Source organism: Umezawaea sp. NPDC059074, assembly GCF_042738955.1.
GTDB lineage: Bacteria > Actinomycetota > Actinomycetes > Mycobacteriales > Pseudonocardiaceae > Umezawaea.
The window spans coordinates 1-14,964 of the sequence record NZ_JBHYHC010000181.1 but is presented as its reverse complement, the minus strand read 5'-3'; the positions used below and the strand labels follow the sequence as shown (position 1 = coordinate 14,964).

At 69.7% G+C, this 14,964-nt stretch carries 15 protein-coding genes; 5 read left to right on the top strand and 10 right to left on the bottom strand.

The annotated features are described in order from the left end of the window. Nucleotides 1-389: 389 nt before the first annotated feature. Nucleotides 390-698, bottom strand: coding sequence for a hypothetical protein (locus ACFWW9_RS42365; protein WP_390388664.1), 309 nt, complete (start codon nt 696-698; stop codon nt 390-392). 36 nt (nt 699-734) lie between these two features. On the opposite strand from ACFWW9_RS42365, the gene ACFWW9_RS42360 reads away from it, so the two are divergent. Beyond that, nucleotides 735-935, top strand: a complete 201-nt coding sequence (locus tag ACFWW9_RS42360) for a zinc ribbon domain-containing protein (protein WP_390388662.1) — start codon at nt 735-737, stop codon at nt 933-935. Here ACFWW9_RS42360 and ACFWW9_RS42355 read toward each other — a convergent pair. The 5 genes from ACFWW9_RS42355 to dhaK all read right to left on the bottom strand — a co-directional run bounded on the left by ACFWW9_RS42355 (nt 932) and on the right by dhaK (nt 5,841). Continuing rightward, entirely contained in the window at nt 932-1,582 is a 651-nt protein-coding gene (locus ACFWW9_RS42355) for a DUF3558 family protein (RefSeq protein ID WP_390388660.1), read from the bottom strand. The genes ACFWW9_RS42360 and ACFWW9_RS42355 overlap by 4 nt on opposite strands. 45 nt (nt 1,583-1,627) lie before the next feature. Next, the gene (locus ACFWW9_RS42350) at nt 1,628-3,403 is read right to left on the bottom strand and encodes a 3-hydroxyacyl-CoA dehydrogenase family protein (protein WP_390388658.1); all 1,776 of its coding nucleotides are present in this window, start codon (nt 3,401-3,403) and stop codon (nt 1,628-1,630) included. Nucleotides 3,404-3,506: 103 nt separating this feature from the next. Then, complete coding sequence (gene dhaM, locus ACFWW9_RS42345; RefSeq protein WP_390388656.1) at nt 3,507-4,199, bottom strand: dihydroxyacetone kinase phosphoryl donor subunit DhaM; 693 nt, start codon at nt 4,197-4,199, stop codon at nt 3,507-3,509. Then, nucleotides 4,196-4,801, bottom strand: a complete 606-nt coding sequence (dhaL, locus tag ACFWW9_RS42340; protein ID WP_390388666.1) for a dihydroxyacetone kinase subunit DhaL — start codon at nt 4,799-4,801, stop codon at nt 4,196-4,198. The genes dhaM and dhaL overlap by 4 nt, the downstream gene beginning before the upstream one ends. Before the next feature lie 38 nt (nt 4,802-4,839). Beyond that, the gene (gene dhaK, locus ACFWW9_RS42335; protein ID WP_390388654.1) at nt 4,840-5,841 is read right to left on the bottom strand and encodes a dihydroxyacetone kinase subunit DhaK; all 1,002 of its coding nucleotides are present in this window, start codon (nt 5,839-5,841) and stop codon (nt 4,840-4,842) included. A gap of 141 nt (nt 5,842-5,982) precedes the next feature. On the opposite strand from dhaK, the gene ACFWW9_RS42330 reads away from it, so the two are divergent. Next, nucleotides 5,983-6,993: an ABC transporter substrate-binding protein gene (locus tag ACFWW9_RS42330; protein ID WP_390388652.1), complete on the top strand. Its 1,011-nt coding sequence runs from the start codon at nt 5,983-5,985 to the stop codon at nt 6,991-6,993. Nucleotides 6,994-7,066: 73 nt separating this feature from the next. On the opposite strand, the gene ACFWW9_RS42325 is transcribed toward ACFWW9_RS42330, so the two are convergent. The 4 genes from ACFWW9_RS42325 to ACFWW9_RS42310 all read right to left on the bottom strand — a co-directional run bounded on the left by ACFWW9_RS42325 (nt 7,067) and on the right by ACFWW9_RS42310 (nt 11,938). Then, entirely contained in the window at nt 7,067-8,575 is a 1,509-nt protein-coding gene (locus ACFWW9_RS42325) for an aldehyde dehydrogenase family protein (RefSeq protein WP_390388650.1), read from the bottom strand. 79 nt (nt 8,576-8,654) lie between these two features. Continuing rightward, nucleotides 8,655-9,650, bottom strand: a complete 996-nt coding sequence (locus ACFWW9_RS42320; RefSeq protein ID WP_390388649.1) for a hypothetical protein — start codon at nt 9,648-9,650, stop codon at nt 8,655-8,657. Nucleotides 9,651-9,980: 330 nt separating this feature from the next. Further along, nucleotides 9,981-10,235: a hypothetical protein gene (locus tag ACFWW9_RS42315; RefSeq protein ID WP_390388647.1), complete on the bottom strand. Its 255-nt coding sequence runs from the start codon at nt 10,233-10,235 to the stop codon at nt 9,981-9,983. 11 nt (nt 10,236-10,246) lie between these two features. Next, complete coding sequence (locus tag ACFWW9_RS42310) at nt 10,247-11,938, bottom strand: sodium:solute symporter family protein (protein ID WP_390388646.1); 1,692 nt, start codon at nt 11,936-11,938, stop codon at nt 10,247-10,249. Between the two features lie 222 nt (nt 11,939-12,160). On the opposite strand from ACFWW9_RS42310, the gene ACFWW9_RS42305 reads away from it, so the two are divergent. Genes ACFWW9_RS42305 through ACFWW9_RS42295 form a run of 3 tightly spaced genes read left to right on the top strand, consistent with a single transcriptional unit; the run spans nt 12,161 to nt 14,295 of the window. Further along, complete coding sequence (locus ACFWW9_RS42305) at nt 12,161-13,204, top strand: hypothetical protein (protein ID WP_390388644.1); 1,044 nt, start codon at nt 12,161-12,163, stop codon at nt 13,202-13,204. A gap of 48 nt (nt 13,205-13,252) precedes the next feature. Continuing rightward, nucleotides 13,253-13,450, top strand: coding sequence for a hypothetical protein (locus ACFWW9_RS42300; protein WP_390388642.1), 198 nt, complete (start codon nt 13,253-13,255; stop codon nt 13,448-13,450). Between the two features lie 50 nt (nt 13,451-13,500). Then, nucleotides 13,501-14,295 (top strand): TetR/AcrR family transcriptional regulator, encoded by a 795-nt coding sequence (locus ACFWW9_RS42295; protein ID WP_390388641.1) that lies wholly within the window; start codon nt 13,501-13,503, stop codon nt 14,293-14,295. Nucleotides 14,296-14,964: the final 669 nt, after the last annotated feature.

Below are 14,964 nucleotides of genomic sequence, written 5' to 3'. Positions count from 1 at the left end.
AGATCGGGCAGGGCTTTGGGGCACTGCCTTTTGGCCCGATCAAGGGGCAAATCTAGGGGCCCCAAATCAAATCGGACACAGCGGGCTGGAAGCCGCAGCCGCTGGGGTGGCCCGGCTGGGACCGGTAGCCACTAAGTGGCCCACCCGGAACCGGCAGCCGCCGGGTGGGCGGCCGGAACCGGAAGTCGCTGGCCGGCCACGCTGGAACTGGCGGCAGCTGGATGGCACAACCCCCACCTCACCCTGCTCGAGACGCGAGCCCTCTTCCCCGCCAGCCCATGGCACAACCCCCACCCCGCCATGGGTCGAGGCACCGTTTTTGTCGGTGGTGCCTTGTAGCGTTCAGTTCGGGGGGTCTTCCCGAACGGGGGACCTCTACCGGTGTTGGGTCAGTAGCCGTGGCGGGGGCGGCGGGTTCGGGAGGCCCAGCAGTTGTGGTGCCAGTGGCGGCGTTCGTCCACTGAGCCGTAGTCCGCTGCGGGCCATGCCACCACGTGTGGGGTGCCTGGGGTGATTTCGTGGTCGCAGCCTGGGCAGCGGTAGTGCTTGCCTGTTTGGGCTCCCGCTACGTTTCGTACCAGCCAGTCGCCGTCCTTGGCTGTTTCCGTTCTCGCCCAGCCGATGCCGCCGCCGAGGGGTCGGTCACCTGTCTTGTCGGCGTCCGAGCCTGGTCGCTTGGGGTGGTTGCGGCGGGGCACGAGGGACCAGACTACCGATTCGGGTTGAATGGGGTCGTGCCGACTTACGAGTTCCGTTGCAAGGCCTGTGGTTCGACCTTCGAGGTCAAGCGGCCGATGAGCGCGTCGTCCGATCCTGCCTCGTGTCCTGATGGGCACGCGGACACGGTGAAGCTGCTGTCCGTGGTGGGCGTGGGGTCCAACGTCGCCGAGCCGCAGGGTGGCGGCGGGTGTTGTGGTGGCGGGTGTTGCGGTTAGCCCTTCGGTTCCTTCGACAGCAGCACCTCTGCCAGGTGTTTGCCCTGGTCGCAGATGGCGCCGAACTTGTTCGAGCCGTCGATCACGATGATCCCGAGGCCACCACCGGCGTAGTCCATGACCAAGACGCACGACGGTTGGACCTCGGCGTCGGTGGTGCGGTCCAGGTACGTGACCTTGTGGCCGGACACGTCGTACTCGCCTGAACTCTCCTGCAACGCGACGGGCTTGCCTGCGCGGTAGCGGAGGGTCACGCCGACGTCGAGGTCGCCCGACTTGGTCTGCCACTTGCACGACTGGTCGTAGGTGGCGTCGTAGTCGCGGTCGGTGGGCGGGGCGTTCTTGTCCGTGCCGGTGTACGGCATGTCCGACCAGCCGACCAGGCCGCACAGGTTCTTCACCGGGTCCACCGGCTTGTCCGGCACGGACTCGGTGGTCGACGGGGAACCCGAGGTCGACGGGTAGCCCGAGCCAGTCGTGGGCGGGTCGGAGTACGTGGGGTCCGTCGACTCCCCGCCGGTGTCCGGGGAGAACGGGGAGTCGATGGTCAGCTGCGGTTCGGCCACGGGCGTGCCGCGGACCGTGGCCCCACAACCGCTCGTCAAGCCGAGCACCACCACCAAGAGCGAGATCACCGCGCGCCGCATACCCACCACCATGCCAAACGCGGGCCCTGTCGTGCGCGGCGGCCCTCAGACGTAGTCGCGGAAACCCTTTCCGGTCTTGCGGCCGAGCCTGCCCGCGGTGACGAGGTGCTCCAGCAGCGGCGCGGGCGCGAAGCCCGCCTCGCGGAACTCCAGGTACAGGGTGCGCTCGATGGCCAGCGACACGTCGAGACCGACGACGTCCAGCAGCTCGAACGGGCCCATGGGCAGGCCGCAGCCGACCTTCATGGCGTTGTCGATGTCGGTGGCGTCGGCGTAGTGCGCCTCCAGCATCTTCACGGCGTCGTTGAGGTACGGGAACAGCAGCGCGTTGACGATGAACCCGGCCCGGTCACCGCAGTGGACGGGCTGCTTGCCCAGGTCGAGGCACACCTTGCGGGCCGTGGCGACGACGTCGGCGGACGTGGAGATGGTGTCGACGACCTCCACCAGCTTCATCACCTGCGCGGGGTTGAAGAAGTGCAGGCCGACGACGTCGCCGGGCCTGGCGGTGGCGGCCGCGCACTCGATCACCGGCAGCGAGGACGTCGTCGTGGCGAGCACCGCGCCGGGCTTGCACACCTCGTCGAGCGCGCGGAACACCGAGCGCTTGACCTCCAGGTCCTCCGCGACCGCCTCGACGAGCAGGTCGCAGTCGGAGAGCGCGTCGAACTCCACGACGGGTGTGACGCGGGCGAGCACCGCGGCGGCGTCCACTTCGGACATCCGCCCCTTGGACACCGCGCGCTCCAACGACTTCCGCACCTTCGCCACCGCGCCCTCGGCCTTGTCGACCGTGCGGGCGCGCAGCACGACGTCGTACCCGCGCTTGGCGAAGACCTCGACGATGCCGGTGGCCATCGTGCCGGTGCCGATCACGCCGACCCGCCGCACCTCGCGCGTCGGCACGGCGTCCGAGGCCGCGACCGGCGTGTGGACGTCCGGCACGACGGTCGACGAGTCGGGCGCGTCGTAGGTGTAGAAGCCGCGGCCGGACTTCCGGCCGAGCAGCCCCGCGGTGATCATCTGCTTGAGCACCGGGGCCGGGGCGTGCAGGCGGTTGCGGGACTGGTGGTACATCGTGTCGAGGATCTCGTACGCCGTGTCCAGCCCGATGAGGTCCAGCAGCGCCAACGGGCCCATCGGGTAGCCGCAGCCGTAGCGCATGGCGGCGTCGAGGTCCTCCCTGGTGGCGTACCGGGACTCGTACATCCGGACGGCGTGGTTGAGGTAGCCGAACAGCAGCGCGTTGGCGATGAACCCGGCCCGGTCGCCGATCACGACGGGAGTCTTGCCGAGCCGTTGCACCAGGTCGACGACGTCGGTGACGACGTCCGGCTCGGTGACCACGGACCGGATGACCTCGACGAGCTTGAGGACCTGGGTGGGGTTGAAGAAGTGCAGGCCGACGACCTTGCCCGGCCGTCCGGTGTGGACACCGATCTCGGTGATCGACAACGACGACGTGTTGGACGCGAACACCGTGTCGGGCGGGCAGATCCGGTCCAGTTCGGCGAACACGGAGGCCTTGAGGTCCATCCGCTCGGGCACGGCCTCGACGACGAGGTCGCACGCGGCGAGGGCGTCCAGGGACGTGCCCGCGCTGATCCGGCCGAGCAACTCGGCCTTGCCCGCCTCGTCCAGCTTCCCGCGTTCCACGGCCCGAGCCGTCGAGTGCTCCAGGTGCCCGAGGCCGCGGGCGAGGCCGTCGGAGTCCACGTCGACCGCGATCACCGTGAGGCCGGTGCGGGCGAACACCTCGGCGATGCCCGCGCCCATCGTGCCGAGTCCGACCACTCCGACCGTGCTGAACTGGCGCGCCACAACGACCTCCCGGTGCTACCGAACGGTAACTTGTGGCGACTATGCCACGGTCCGGGCGTTCCGCCGGGTGAGCTTCACCATCGGGATCGTGCAAGTTATCGGTTCACTCGTCGAAACCGCGCTCCGCCAACTCCTCCACGCGTCGCAGCGCCTCCTCGGCGTCCTTGCCGCTGGCCACGACCTCGATGTGCGCGCCGCCGGGCGCTCCGAGCCCCATCAGCGCCAGCACGCTCTTGGCGTCCGCCTCGTCGCCGCCGAACCGCACCACGACGTCCGCGTCCAGCCCGGCGACCGTGCGCGCCAGCAGCGCCGACGGCCGCGCGTGCAGGCCGACCTCGTTGGTCAGCACCACGTCCACGCTCGCCGCGTTCGTCACGAGCCGCAACGAGGGCCTGCCCGCCGGCGGCGGCTGCGGAGCGCCGGGGCCCGCGGACGCCGCCGCCACGACCACGTCGGCCAGCCCAGCGCCGCCCTGCGCGGACACCGCGGCGACCACGGCCCCTTCCACGAGCGGCGCGTCGACCACGATCACCCGGCCGTCCTCGGTCTCCTCGACGGCCATGTCGGCGATCATCTTCGCGCTGCCGAGGTCGTAGAGGACGACCACGCCCGCACCCGAATCCGCCTCGGTCATCGCGGCCACGACCTTCTCGTAGTCCGTGCCCAGTCCGCCGTCACCGTCGCCGCCCGCGGGCAGCACGACGACGTCCGGGGCCATCTGCCCCGCCAGTTCCGCCACGCCCTCGGCCAGCTTGGCGCTGTGCGAGACGACCACCAGCCCCACGCGCGGGGTCACCGGGGGCCGCTCGCGACGTCGGCGAACGTGCGGAGCAGCAGCGCCGTGGACCGGGCTCCGGGGTCGAGGTGGCCGACGCTGCGCTCCCCCAGGTACGACGCGCGGCCCTTGCGGGCCAGCACGAGCACGGTGGAGTCGGCGCCCTCGGCGGCGGCGTCGGCCGCGGCCCTGAGCACGCCCGCCACGTCCTCGCCCTGCCCGGCGGCGGCCTCGGCGGCCTCCACGGCGGGCAGCAGCGCGTCCACCATGGTCTTGTCGCCGCGTTCGGCCTTGCCGCGGGCGACCACGCCGTCGAGCGCGGCGCGCAGGGCCCGCGCCACGAGGTCGGCGTCCAGCTCCCCCAGGTCCTTCACGGCCGTCGCGGCCCGCAGGAACGCCGTTCCGTACAGGGGCCCGGCCGCGCCGCCGACCTTGGAGATCAACGTCGTGGCGACCAGCTTCAGCACCCCGCCCGGCGAGTCCGGGGCGTCGCGCTCCAGCGCGACCACGAGCGCCGCGAACCCGCGGCTCATGTTCTCGCCGTGGTCGCCGTCGCCGATCTCGCGGTCGAGCCGGTTCAGCTCGTCGCGGTGGTCGTCGAGGGTCTTGGCGGCCGCGCGCATGACGACGGCGACCCCGTGCGCTGAGCAGGCGACCACGGTCAGACCCCCCACCGCAGGGCCGCCGTGTGGACGGGCGCGTCCCACAGGTCGACCAGCTCGTCGTCCAGCTTCAGCAGGGTGAGGCTCATGCCCTGCATCTCCAGGCTGGTGACGAAGGGACCGACCAACCGCCGTTCCACCACGATCCCCCGTTCCGCCAGCAACCGCTCCGCGATGCCGTGCGCCAGGTACAGCTCGATGAGCGGGGTCCCGCCCATCCCGTTGGTGAACAGCAGGACCCGGTCGCCCTCCGCGAAGGGCAGGTCTTCCACGACCGGGTCCAGCAGGCTCTTGACCATCTCGTCCGCGGTCCCGATCGGCACCCGGCGCCTGCCGGGCTCGCCGTGGATGCCGATGCCGAGTTCGATCTCGTCGTCGGCGAGGGTGAAGCCGGGCTCGCCCGCGTGCGGCACGGTGCCCGCCGCGAGCGCGAGGCCCATCGAGCGGACCTGGCCGACCACCTTGCGCGCCAACGCCTCGCAACCGTCGAGGTCGAGGCCCCGGTCGGCGGCAGCGCCGACGACCTTCTCCAGCAGCAGCGTGCCCGCGACCCCGCGACGGCCCGCCGTGTACAGCGAGTCGGTGACGGCCACGTCGTCGTCGATCACGACCGTGCGGACCTCGACGCCGTCCACCTCGGCCAGTTCCGCGGCGGTCTCGAAGTTGAGCACGTCACCGGTGTAGTTCTTCACGATCAGCAGGGCTCCCGCGCCGCCGTCGGTCTTCGCCACGGCGGCCTGGACCTGGTCGGGCGTGGGCGAGGTGAAGACGTGGCCCGGACAGGCCGCGTCGAGCATCCCCTTGCCGACGAGTCCGCCGTGCAGGGGTTCGTGGCCCGCGCCACCGCCGGAGATGAGCGCGACCTTGCCCGCCACCGGGGCGTCCGCCCGCACGACCACGGCCGGGTCGTACTGGACCTCGATCAGGTCCGGGTGCGCCAAGGCCATCCCTCGCAAGGACTCCTCGACCACTGTGGACGGATCGTTGATGATCTTCTTCATCGTACCCTCCCGATCGCCGCTGACCGAATGCCATTAGTACCCCACGTCTCGGCTCGTCGTAACGGCACAAATACCTCGACTACAGTTAGGTCAACCTAAGAACAGCAGGTCAGTGACCTTGAGTAGCGAAGGATTCGCCCAGTGTCGAAGAGAAGGACCCTCGCGGCGGCGGCCGTCGCCTGCGCGCTCGCGCTGTCCGCGTGCGGCCAGACGGCCCAGCCCGCCGGTGTGCCCGCCGTGGCGCAGGGCGGAGCCGAGTTCGGCCAGGCGGGCGACAAGAGCAAGACGTTCGGCACGGACGCGAAGCCCGGCGAGTACCCGCGGACCATCCGGCACGCGATGGGCGACACCACCCTGCCCAAGAAGCCGGAGCGGGTCGTCGTCCTGGACGGCGGCGAGCTGGACAACGTCGTCGCGCTCGGCATCAAGCCGGTCGGCGTCGCGTTCCCCGACGGAGCACCGACCATGCCGTCCTACATCGGCGACAAGGCGGGCACGCCGGAGAACGTCGGCCAGGTCGGCAAGCTGAACCTGGAGACCATCGCCAAGCTCGAGCCAGACCTGATCCTCGGCTCGCAACTGCGCGAGGAGGCCACGTACGCCAAGCTCTCCGCCATCGCGCCGACGGTGTTCTCCATCCGCCCCGGCTACCCGTGGAAGGAGAACTTCCGGCTCAACGCCTCCGCGCTCGACCGCGTGGCGGACGCGCAGAAGATGCTCGCCGACTACGCGAAGCACGCCGAGGACGTCGGCACCGCGGTGGAGCAGAAGCTCGGCAAGCGCCCGACCATCTCCATGGTCCGCTTCCGCCCCGGCCAGACCCGTCTCTACGCCAAGAAGTCGTTCATCGGCACGATCCTGGTCGACGCCAAGCTGCCGACGACCGAGTCCGGGCAGGCCGACGACCTCGCGGTCGAGGTCAGCACCGAGCAGATCGGCAAGGCCGACGCCGACTGGATCCTCTACGCCACCTACGGCGACCCGTCGAAGACCGCGGCGCAGGAGATCCTGGCCGGACCGCTGTGGGCGGGCCTCAACGCCGTCAAGGCGGGCCACGCCAAGGGCGTCTCGGACGAGACCTGGTTCCTCGGGCTGGGCGTGATCGGCGCCGAGGCCGTGCTGACCGACATGCAGAAGCAGCTCACCTCGTAGTCGAAAGCCCGGTGCGGAAGTCTCCGCACCGGGCTCGACACGCCGGGTCGACTGGCGCTTTCACGCCACTTCGTCAGCGCCCGTAGAGCATCTTGGTGAGCCGCACGACGTGGCGCACGGTCCGCGAGCCGCGGTCGTAGGTCATCGGGTTGAGCATCGCCCGGAAGCGCAGCCGCGTCACGGACTGGGGGCTGGTGAACTCGCGCAGCCCGTCCTCGCCGTGGATGCGGCCGAACCCGGAGTCGCCGACGCCGCCGAACGGCAGGCCGGGGATCGCCGCGAACGCCAGCACGGCGTTGACCGACACCATGCCGCAGCGCATCTTGCGGGCCAGTTCCTCGCCGCGGCCGCGGGAGAAGATCGAGCCGCCGAGGCCGTAGCGCAGCGCGTTGGCCAGCCGCACGCCCTCGTCGGCGTCCTTCACCCTGGTGATCACCAGCGTCGGGCCGAACGTCTCCTCGGTCACCGCCGTCGAGTCCTCCGGCACGTCCACGAGCACGATCGGCTCCACGTACGGCGGCCGGATCGAGTCCAGCCCGCCGACGACGGCCCGCCCGCCGCGGTCGAGCGCGTCCTTCACGTGCGCCTGGATGACCTCGACCTGGCGCGGCATGGTGATGGGCCCGAAGGTGGCGTTCGGCTCGCCGCCGGGCCGCAGCTTCGACGCCTGCTTGGTGACCAGCTCGATGAACTCGTCCGCCACCGCCTCGGCGACGTACACCCGTTCCACGCCCGCGCACGTCTGGCCGGAGTTGAAGATCCCGCCCCACACGGCCGCCGCGGCGGCGGCCTTCACGTCCGCGTCGTCCGCGACGATCAGCGCGTCCTTGCCGCCGCACTCCACCAGCACCGGCGTGAGCGTCTCGGCGCACGCCGCCATGACCCGCTTGCCGGTCGGCGTGGAGCCGGTGAACGCGACCTTGTCCACGCCCGCGCGGCACAGCGCCGCACCGGTCTCGCCGAAACCGGTCACGACCTGGAGCGCGGTGGCGTGCTCGGGCGAGGCCTCGGCGAACGTGCGCGCGAGGAATTCGCCGACGCCGGGCGTGTACTCGCTGGGCTTGAACACCACGGCGTTGCCCGCGGCGAGCGCGTAGGCGATGGAGCCCATCGGCGTGAACGCCGGGTAGTTCCACGGGCCGATCACGCCGACCACGCCGAGCGGCTTGTACTCGACGCTGGCGGCGTGGTTGTACATCAGCATGCCGGGCGACACCCGACGCTTGCCCAGGACGCGGCTGGCGTGCTTGCCCGCCCAGTGCAGGTGGTCGACGACCAGCGCCAGCTCGGTGCGCGAGTCGTCGGCGGACTTGCCGGTCTCGGTGCTGATCAGCGCCTGGAACTCGTCCAGCCTGCGGACCAGCAGCTTGCGCCACGCGTCGATGCGCGCCCGCCTGCCGTCGAACCCGAGGTCGGCCCACTCGACGGCGGCGGTCCTGGCGCGCAGCACGGCGGCCTCGACGTCCGCGGCGGTGTGCACCGGGTGGTGGCCGACGACCTCGCCCGTGCGCGGGTCCAGTGACGCGAACCGCGTCTGCTCGCCGTCCGCTTCGGTGGACTCGGCCGGGGCGGTCTGCGTCATGAGCCCTCCAGAGGTGCTGCGGCGGTGCGGCTGGTTATTACCCAAGAGTAGGGGAATTCGTCGCCACCGTAAGCCCCTGTCAGGCCTTCGGGAGCTTCGGCAGCAGCGACTTGGCGAACGCCTGCGCCCGCGCGCACCGGTCGAACTCGGACTTCTTCGCGCCCGCGGACTTCACCTCGACGACCTCGCCCTGGTTGCCGTCGCCCCGCAGCTGCACCCACTTGAGCGAGCACGAGGGGAACGAGGTGGTGGTCTCGACCTGGTACGCCTTCACCCCGCCGAGGTCGACCTCCGTCTGCTTGGGGTCGAACTTGTCGTCCTTGGGCACGAACCCGAGGCGGAAGTCGAGGCTGATCTCGGCGTCCTTGCCGACCCACGAGCAGTTGTGCAGGCCGTACGGGTAGCGGCGCGAGGACTTGTCCACCGCCTCGGTCACGGCCCCGTCCGACGGCAGCTCGCACGGGTCGACCTCGACCACCGAGCCCTTCGCCGCGGTCCGCACGGCGGACTTGCCCTTGGCCAGCTTCACCACGGACTCGGCGACCACCCGGCCGGGCACGCACCCGTCGCCGTCCTTGTAGCCGATCTGCACGGTGAACGCGAGCCCCGGATCCTCCTGCGTGATGGCCGAGACGAAGCAGGCGCTGCCCTCCAGCACCTGCTCGTAGCTGCGGAGACCGGCGACCTGCTTGTCGGCCTTCTTGATCTCGCTCGTCATGGTCTGGCCGACCTCGACGCTGATCGACAGGTCCTTGCCGCCCTTGTCCTTCATGTAGTTGGAGCAGCGGCTGAACCCGCCGGGCGAGAGGTCGTCCGGGGTGCCGAGGCCCTTGAGCGTGTCGTCGTCGAGGAGCTTGCACGGGTCGAGCAGCCGCAGCTTCTCCACCGCGAACGCGGCGTCGACCGGCTTGCCCGTGACCGTGGACCCGGTGGTGGGCTCCTCCGACGGGTCGGCCGCGTTCGCCTGGATCGTGCTGCGCGGGAACGGCGGCGACTTCGCGAGCGACCCCGACCCGCAGCCCGCGAGGAGGGCGAGCGCGCAGAGGACGGCGGCAGGGCGGACTAGGCGGGGCACGAGGTGCACGGTAGCGAGCGGCGGGAGCGTGCACTGATCGAACCCGACACTTCGTCCCTACTGGACACGGTCCGCGTGGTCGAGGTCACGGAGGGGTTCGGGAACGATTCAGAAGATCGACGCGATGTAACTGGTGTCAGGAACTTCTCCCGAAAGGAACACCTTGGGCAAGCACAGGAGCACCCGCACGCTGTTCGGCCGCGCGATCCGCTGGATCGACGACTGGACCGTCGAGGCCTTCAACCCGGTCTTCCCGCACCACAAGCGCAGGTCGTGACGGGCCGGGGCTAGCACCCCGACCCGTCACGAGCCCGGCAGCGTCGCCGAGGCTCACCCTTCGGCTTCGGGCACCTCGTCCGGCACGACCAGCGGCTTGGTGAACGTCCACACCCCGAAGAACGCGGCCACCACGAGCATCCCCAGCCCGGACCAGAGGTTGATGTTCAACCCGTCCGCCTTGGCCAGGTCCGCGTCCGTGGTGAACCCGAGTCCCACGATCGTCAGCACGACGCCGTAGATCCCGAAGAGCACGGCGATGATCAGGCGCAGGTCGAACAGACCCGCCTTGTGACCCTTCTCGGCCATGTCTGCCTCCCTCAGCCGAAGATGATGTAGAGCGCGGTGGTCAGGACGAGCACGCCGCCGCCGAGCAGCGCGGGCGAGCGGTACCAGCCCGCGTCGTCACCGGTGGTGGAGTGCGTGCGGTCGGCCTTGGGCGTGAGGCTGTAGACCAGCCCGCCCAACTGCTTCTCCGGCACCGGTTTCGTGAACATCGTGACGACGACGCTGACCACGATGTCCAGCACGAACGCCACGCTGGCGCCGACGAAACTCGCGCCCTGGCCCGGCAGGTCCAGCACGCCGAGCAGCTTCGGGTCCGCCATCACGAAGATCACGACCGCGCCGAGCGTGCCCGCCACCAGGCCGATCCAGCCCGCCGCCGCGGACATCCTCTTCCAGAACATGCCGAGGATGAACGTGGCGAACAGGGGCGCGTTGAAGAACGAGAACAACGCCTGGATGTAGTCCATGATGTTGCCGTAGCCGGACGCGATGAACGCGGTGCCGATCGCGATGATCGTGCCGCCGATCGTCGCCAGGCGGCCGATCCGCAGGTAGTACTCGTCCGGGCGGTCCTTCTTGACGTAGTCCTGCCACAGGTCGTACGTGAAGACGGTGTTGAACGAGCTGACGTTCGCCGCGACACCCGCCATGAACGACGCCAGCAGACCGGTGATCGCGATGCCCAGCATGCCGTTGGGCAGCAGTTCGCGGATCAGCAGCGGCAGCGTCTCGTTGTAGGTGATGCCGCCGGGGTCCTGGCCCGCGTTCAACGCCTGGACCTGCGGGATCACCACCGCGGCGATCATGCCCGGAATGATGATGATGAACGGGATCAGCGCCTTGGGGAACGCGCCGATGATCGGCGTGCGCCGCGCGGCCGACATGCTCTTGGCCGACAGCGCGCGCTGGACCTCGGCGAAGTTCGTCGTCCAGTACCCGAACGAGAGCACGAACCCGAGGCCGAACACGATGCCGATCACGCTGAGCACCGGGTTGGAGATGCCGGTCAGCTCCGTCGCGGGCCAGGCGTTCAACTCCTCGCCCGCGCCCTTCGCGGTGAGCTTGTCGACCAGCCCGTTCCAGCCGCCGACCTTGTAGAGGCCGACGATCGTCAGCGGCAGCAGCGCCGCGACGATCACGAAGAACTGGAGCACCTCGTTGTAGATGGCGGCCGACAGACCGCCGAGGGTCGTGTAGGTGAGCACGACCAGCGCGGCGATCACGATCGACAGCGGGATCGGCCAGCCGAGCAGCAGGTTCAGCAGCAGCGCCAGCGCGTAGAGGTTGACGCCCGCGATCAGCACCTGGGCGAGCGCGAAGCTCAGCGCGTTGACGAGGTGCGCGCCGGTGCCGAAGCGGCGGCGCAGGAACTCGGGGACGCTGCGCACCTTCGAGCCGTAGTAGAACGGCATCATCACCAGGCCGAGGAAGACCATGGCCGGGATCGCGCCGATCCAGTAGTAGTGCACCGTCGGCAGGCCGTACTGGGCTCCGTTGGCGGCCATGCCCAGCAGTTCGATCGCGCCGAGGTTGGCGGAGATGAACGCGAGGCCCGTCACCCAGGCGGGGAGTGATCGGCCCGAGAGCAGGAAGTCCAGGCTGGTGGAGACCGAGCGTCTCGCCATGACACCGATGCCGAGGACCACCGAGAAGTAGATGACCAGCAGGATGTAATCGAGCGGATTCGCGTCCAGCCGAAGATCCGCTTGAGCCAGTACGGGCACCGACGCCCACCTCCCAAACGAGCCAACCAACCCCAACAAACTCAAACAAGAACCATCAGGAGTGGACGCTACCGCAGAGCGTTGACACCACCTCGACCGGACGCTAGTTCACCTCGGACCAGCGCGCCGATCAGTGATCGCCGAGCTGGGATTTGAACGCGACACCGCACATCCCCGTACTTCCCGTCATAGCCAACGCCACAGTGACGCGAGGTGATCGGTGTGCCCCTCCTGACCGCGAACGGTGCCGCGTACTCGGCACGGGAACTGACCCCGTGGGAACTGGACGAGTACACGAGGGGCGGCGGCTACGACGTCCGCTTCCTGATCCGCGGCATCGGCTACCCGGCGAGCCCGAAGTGCGTCAGCCACTACCCCGGTTCGCTGGACCGGCACCGCGCGGCGGGCCGGATCGTGCTGCTGAGGCACCGGATCGGCGCGGACGACTTCGCGGGCGGGTGGGACGCGGGCCAGGCCCACGCCCGCGCCGCGCTCGCCGACGCCCGCATCGAGGGCTACCCGGAGAACCTCCCGCTGATCTTCACCTGCGACCGCAGGCTCGACGAGGTCGACCGCGACGAGATCCCCCTGTCCACCGCGCTGTCCTACCTGGACGGTGTCGCGGACATCATCGGCTTCGACCGCACGTGGGTGTCCGGCTACGCCGACCTCGTGCACGTCGCCCAGGACATCGGCGCGGCGGCCGGTTTCGTGCTCCGCGGCCCGGAGACCGGGATGCGCGACGGGATCGCGTTCCACCGGGCCGACGGCGAGCGCATCTTCCCCGGCCGGATCGAGGCCGACCTGCTCAGGGCGTACGTCGATCTCGACGCCTTCGAAGGAGACGACTTCCTCATGGGCCTCGAGCCGTGGCAGCAGGAACGCATGTACGACCGGATCATGTCGATGAGCGCGGGCGTGCCCGGCGAGGCCTTCAACGGCCGCCAGTTCGAGCACCACGAGCAGCGGCTCACGAACATCGACCGCAAGCTCGACGTCATCGGCGGGGTGCTGACCAGGCTGGCCATGCGGGACGGCGGCCTGGACCTCACCGACGAGGAGACGGCGATGCTCGCCTCCAGGCTCGGTTCCCCCACCTCCTCGGACCTCGGCGACCTGGCCGACCACCTGTCCACGCACCTGGACCTGGGGCGCGACACCGTGTTCCGGGTGCTGGAGGAGCTGTACCAGCCGTCGACGGTGCGGGTCATGAAGCCCCGCAAGGCGGCGCACGCCGCGGAGGACCGAACAGGGCAGGCGTCCTGAACGCGGGAGAGTCCATCCGAGTCGGGGGACTCGACGAGATGAGACGCCATGACAGCTTCCTGGGTGATCTCGGCACTGCTGGTCGCCGCGGCGGCGGCGTCGGCGGCGGCCCTCAGCCGCAGGCTGCACCGAAGACGGATCCGGCGGCGCACCGTGGCACGGGTCCGCAAGGCCATCGGGAAGTGGCTGCGCCCCATGCCGGTCCACCGCTACCTGATGGACCCCGAACAAGCACGGGCGAGCTGACCGACGCTCAGCCCCACCGCCCGAACCAGGAACGGAGGTCGTCGACCGCGATGCTGCAGATCCGGACGCCAGTCCAGGACAAGCCGCTCCCCCCGCACCACCCAGCACCGGAGGACCGAACCGGCCGACAGTTTGGACGGGACATGACCGCAGGCCCACGAGAGCGCTTGATCGACAGCACCATCGCCCTGATCCGCAGGCGCGGCGTCCACGCCACCGGCCTCACCGACCTGCTGAACCACAGCGGCACCGCACGGCAGTCCATCTACCAGCACTTCCCCGGCGGCAAAGCGGAGTTGGTCGAGCACGCCACGAAGGAAGCCGGACGGCAGATGGTCGACCTCCTCGACACGTTCGAGGACGACCCGATCACCATGCTCGACGGCCTGATCTCGTGGTGGGAACAGGAAATGACCACCACCGGCTACACCTCCGGCTGCCCGGTGGTGGCAGCGGCCCTCTCCCCCACCCCCGCAGCGGGCCGCGCGTTCGCCGCCTGGGAAAACCGCTTCACCGGCGTCCTCGTACGAGCAGGCATCGCCCAACCAGCGGCAACTTCCTTGGCCACCCTCACCTTGAGCGCCTTGGAAGGCGCCATCGTCCTGACCAAGGCAGCCGCGTCAACCCGCCCGCTGAACGACATCCGCACCCAACTGACACTGCTCTTGAAATCCCAACTACCCCCGAAGTCCGAGACCCCAGCCCCCCAGTCAACCCCGGAACCCACCCCGATCCGAGCAGCCCCGTCCTGGTCTCCACCCACCACGACAACCCCAAGGCCAACCCCACCGGCCTACCGCCCAGCAGCCGACACAGGCACCCAGTGGAACAGCTTCCGCAGATGAACTGACCACGACCACCACGGGTGCCCCACGGCCGACCGCAGCGGCCCTGGGGCACCCCACAACAGCCAGGACAGCCAGCCGGGAGGGCAAAAACCCTCGACCGACGGGACCAGGCGGGTCTTTGGCCTTAAAGGCGACCCACAACGACCCAAACCCGGTAGGTGGGGGTGAAACTCGCTCCCGACGGCCCGGACCTGTGGCTGGAGCTAAAACTCGACCAGGACGAGACCGGACCGAACCGGCGGTTGGTTGAAACTCGCCCACGGACGGACCGAACTGGTGACCGGGGCTGAAACTCGACCCCGACGACCCATACCGGTGGCCAGGGTGAAACTTGCCCCCGACCGCCCAGATCGGTGCATGGGGTTGAAACTCGCCCACGGACGGAACGAGCTGGTGACTGGGGCTGTAACTCGACCCCGACAGCCCAGACCGGTGGCTGGGGTTGAAACTCGACCCCAACGGCCCAGACCGCTGCCTGGGGGTTGAAACTCGACCCCAACGGGACTGGACCTACCAGGTCTTGGCTCGAAACTCGACCACCGGCCTACCGGACCTGCCAGGTAGTCGACCACTCCCCACCCTCACCCCGATCCCCAGCGCCTTCATGCCCGCAAAGGTTTGTCAAGGCATCTTTCCCGCCTTGACAAACCTTTGCGGGCATAGAAA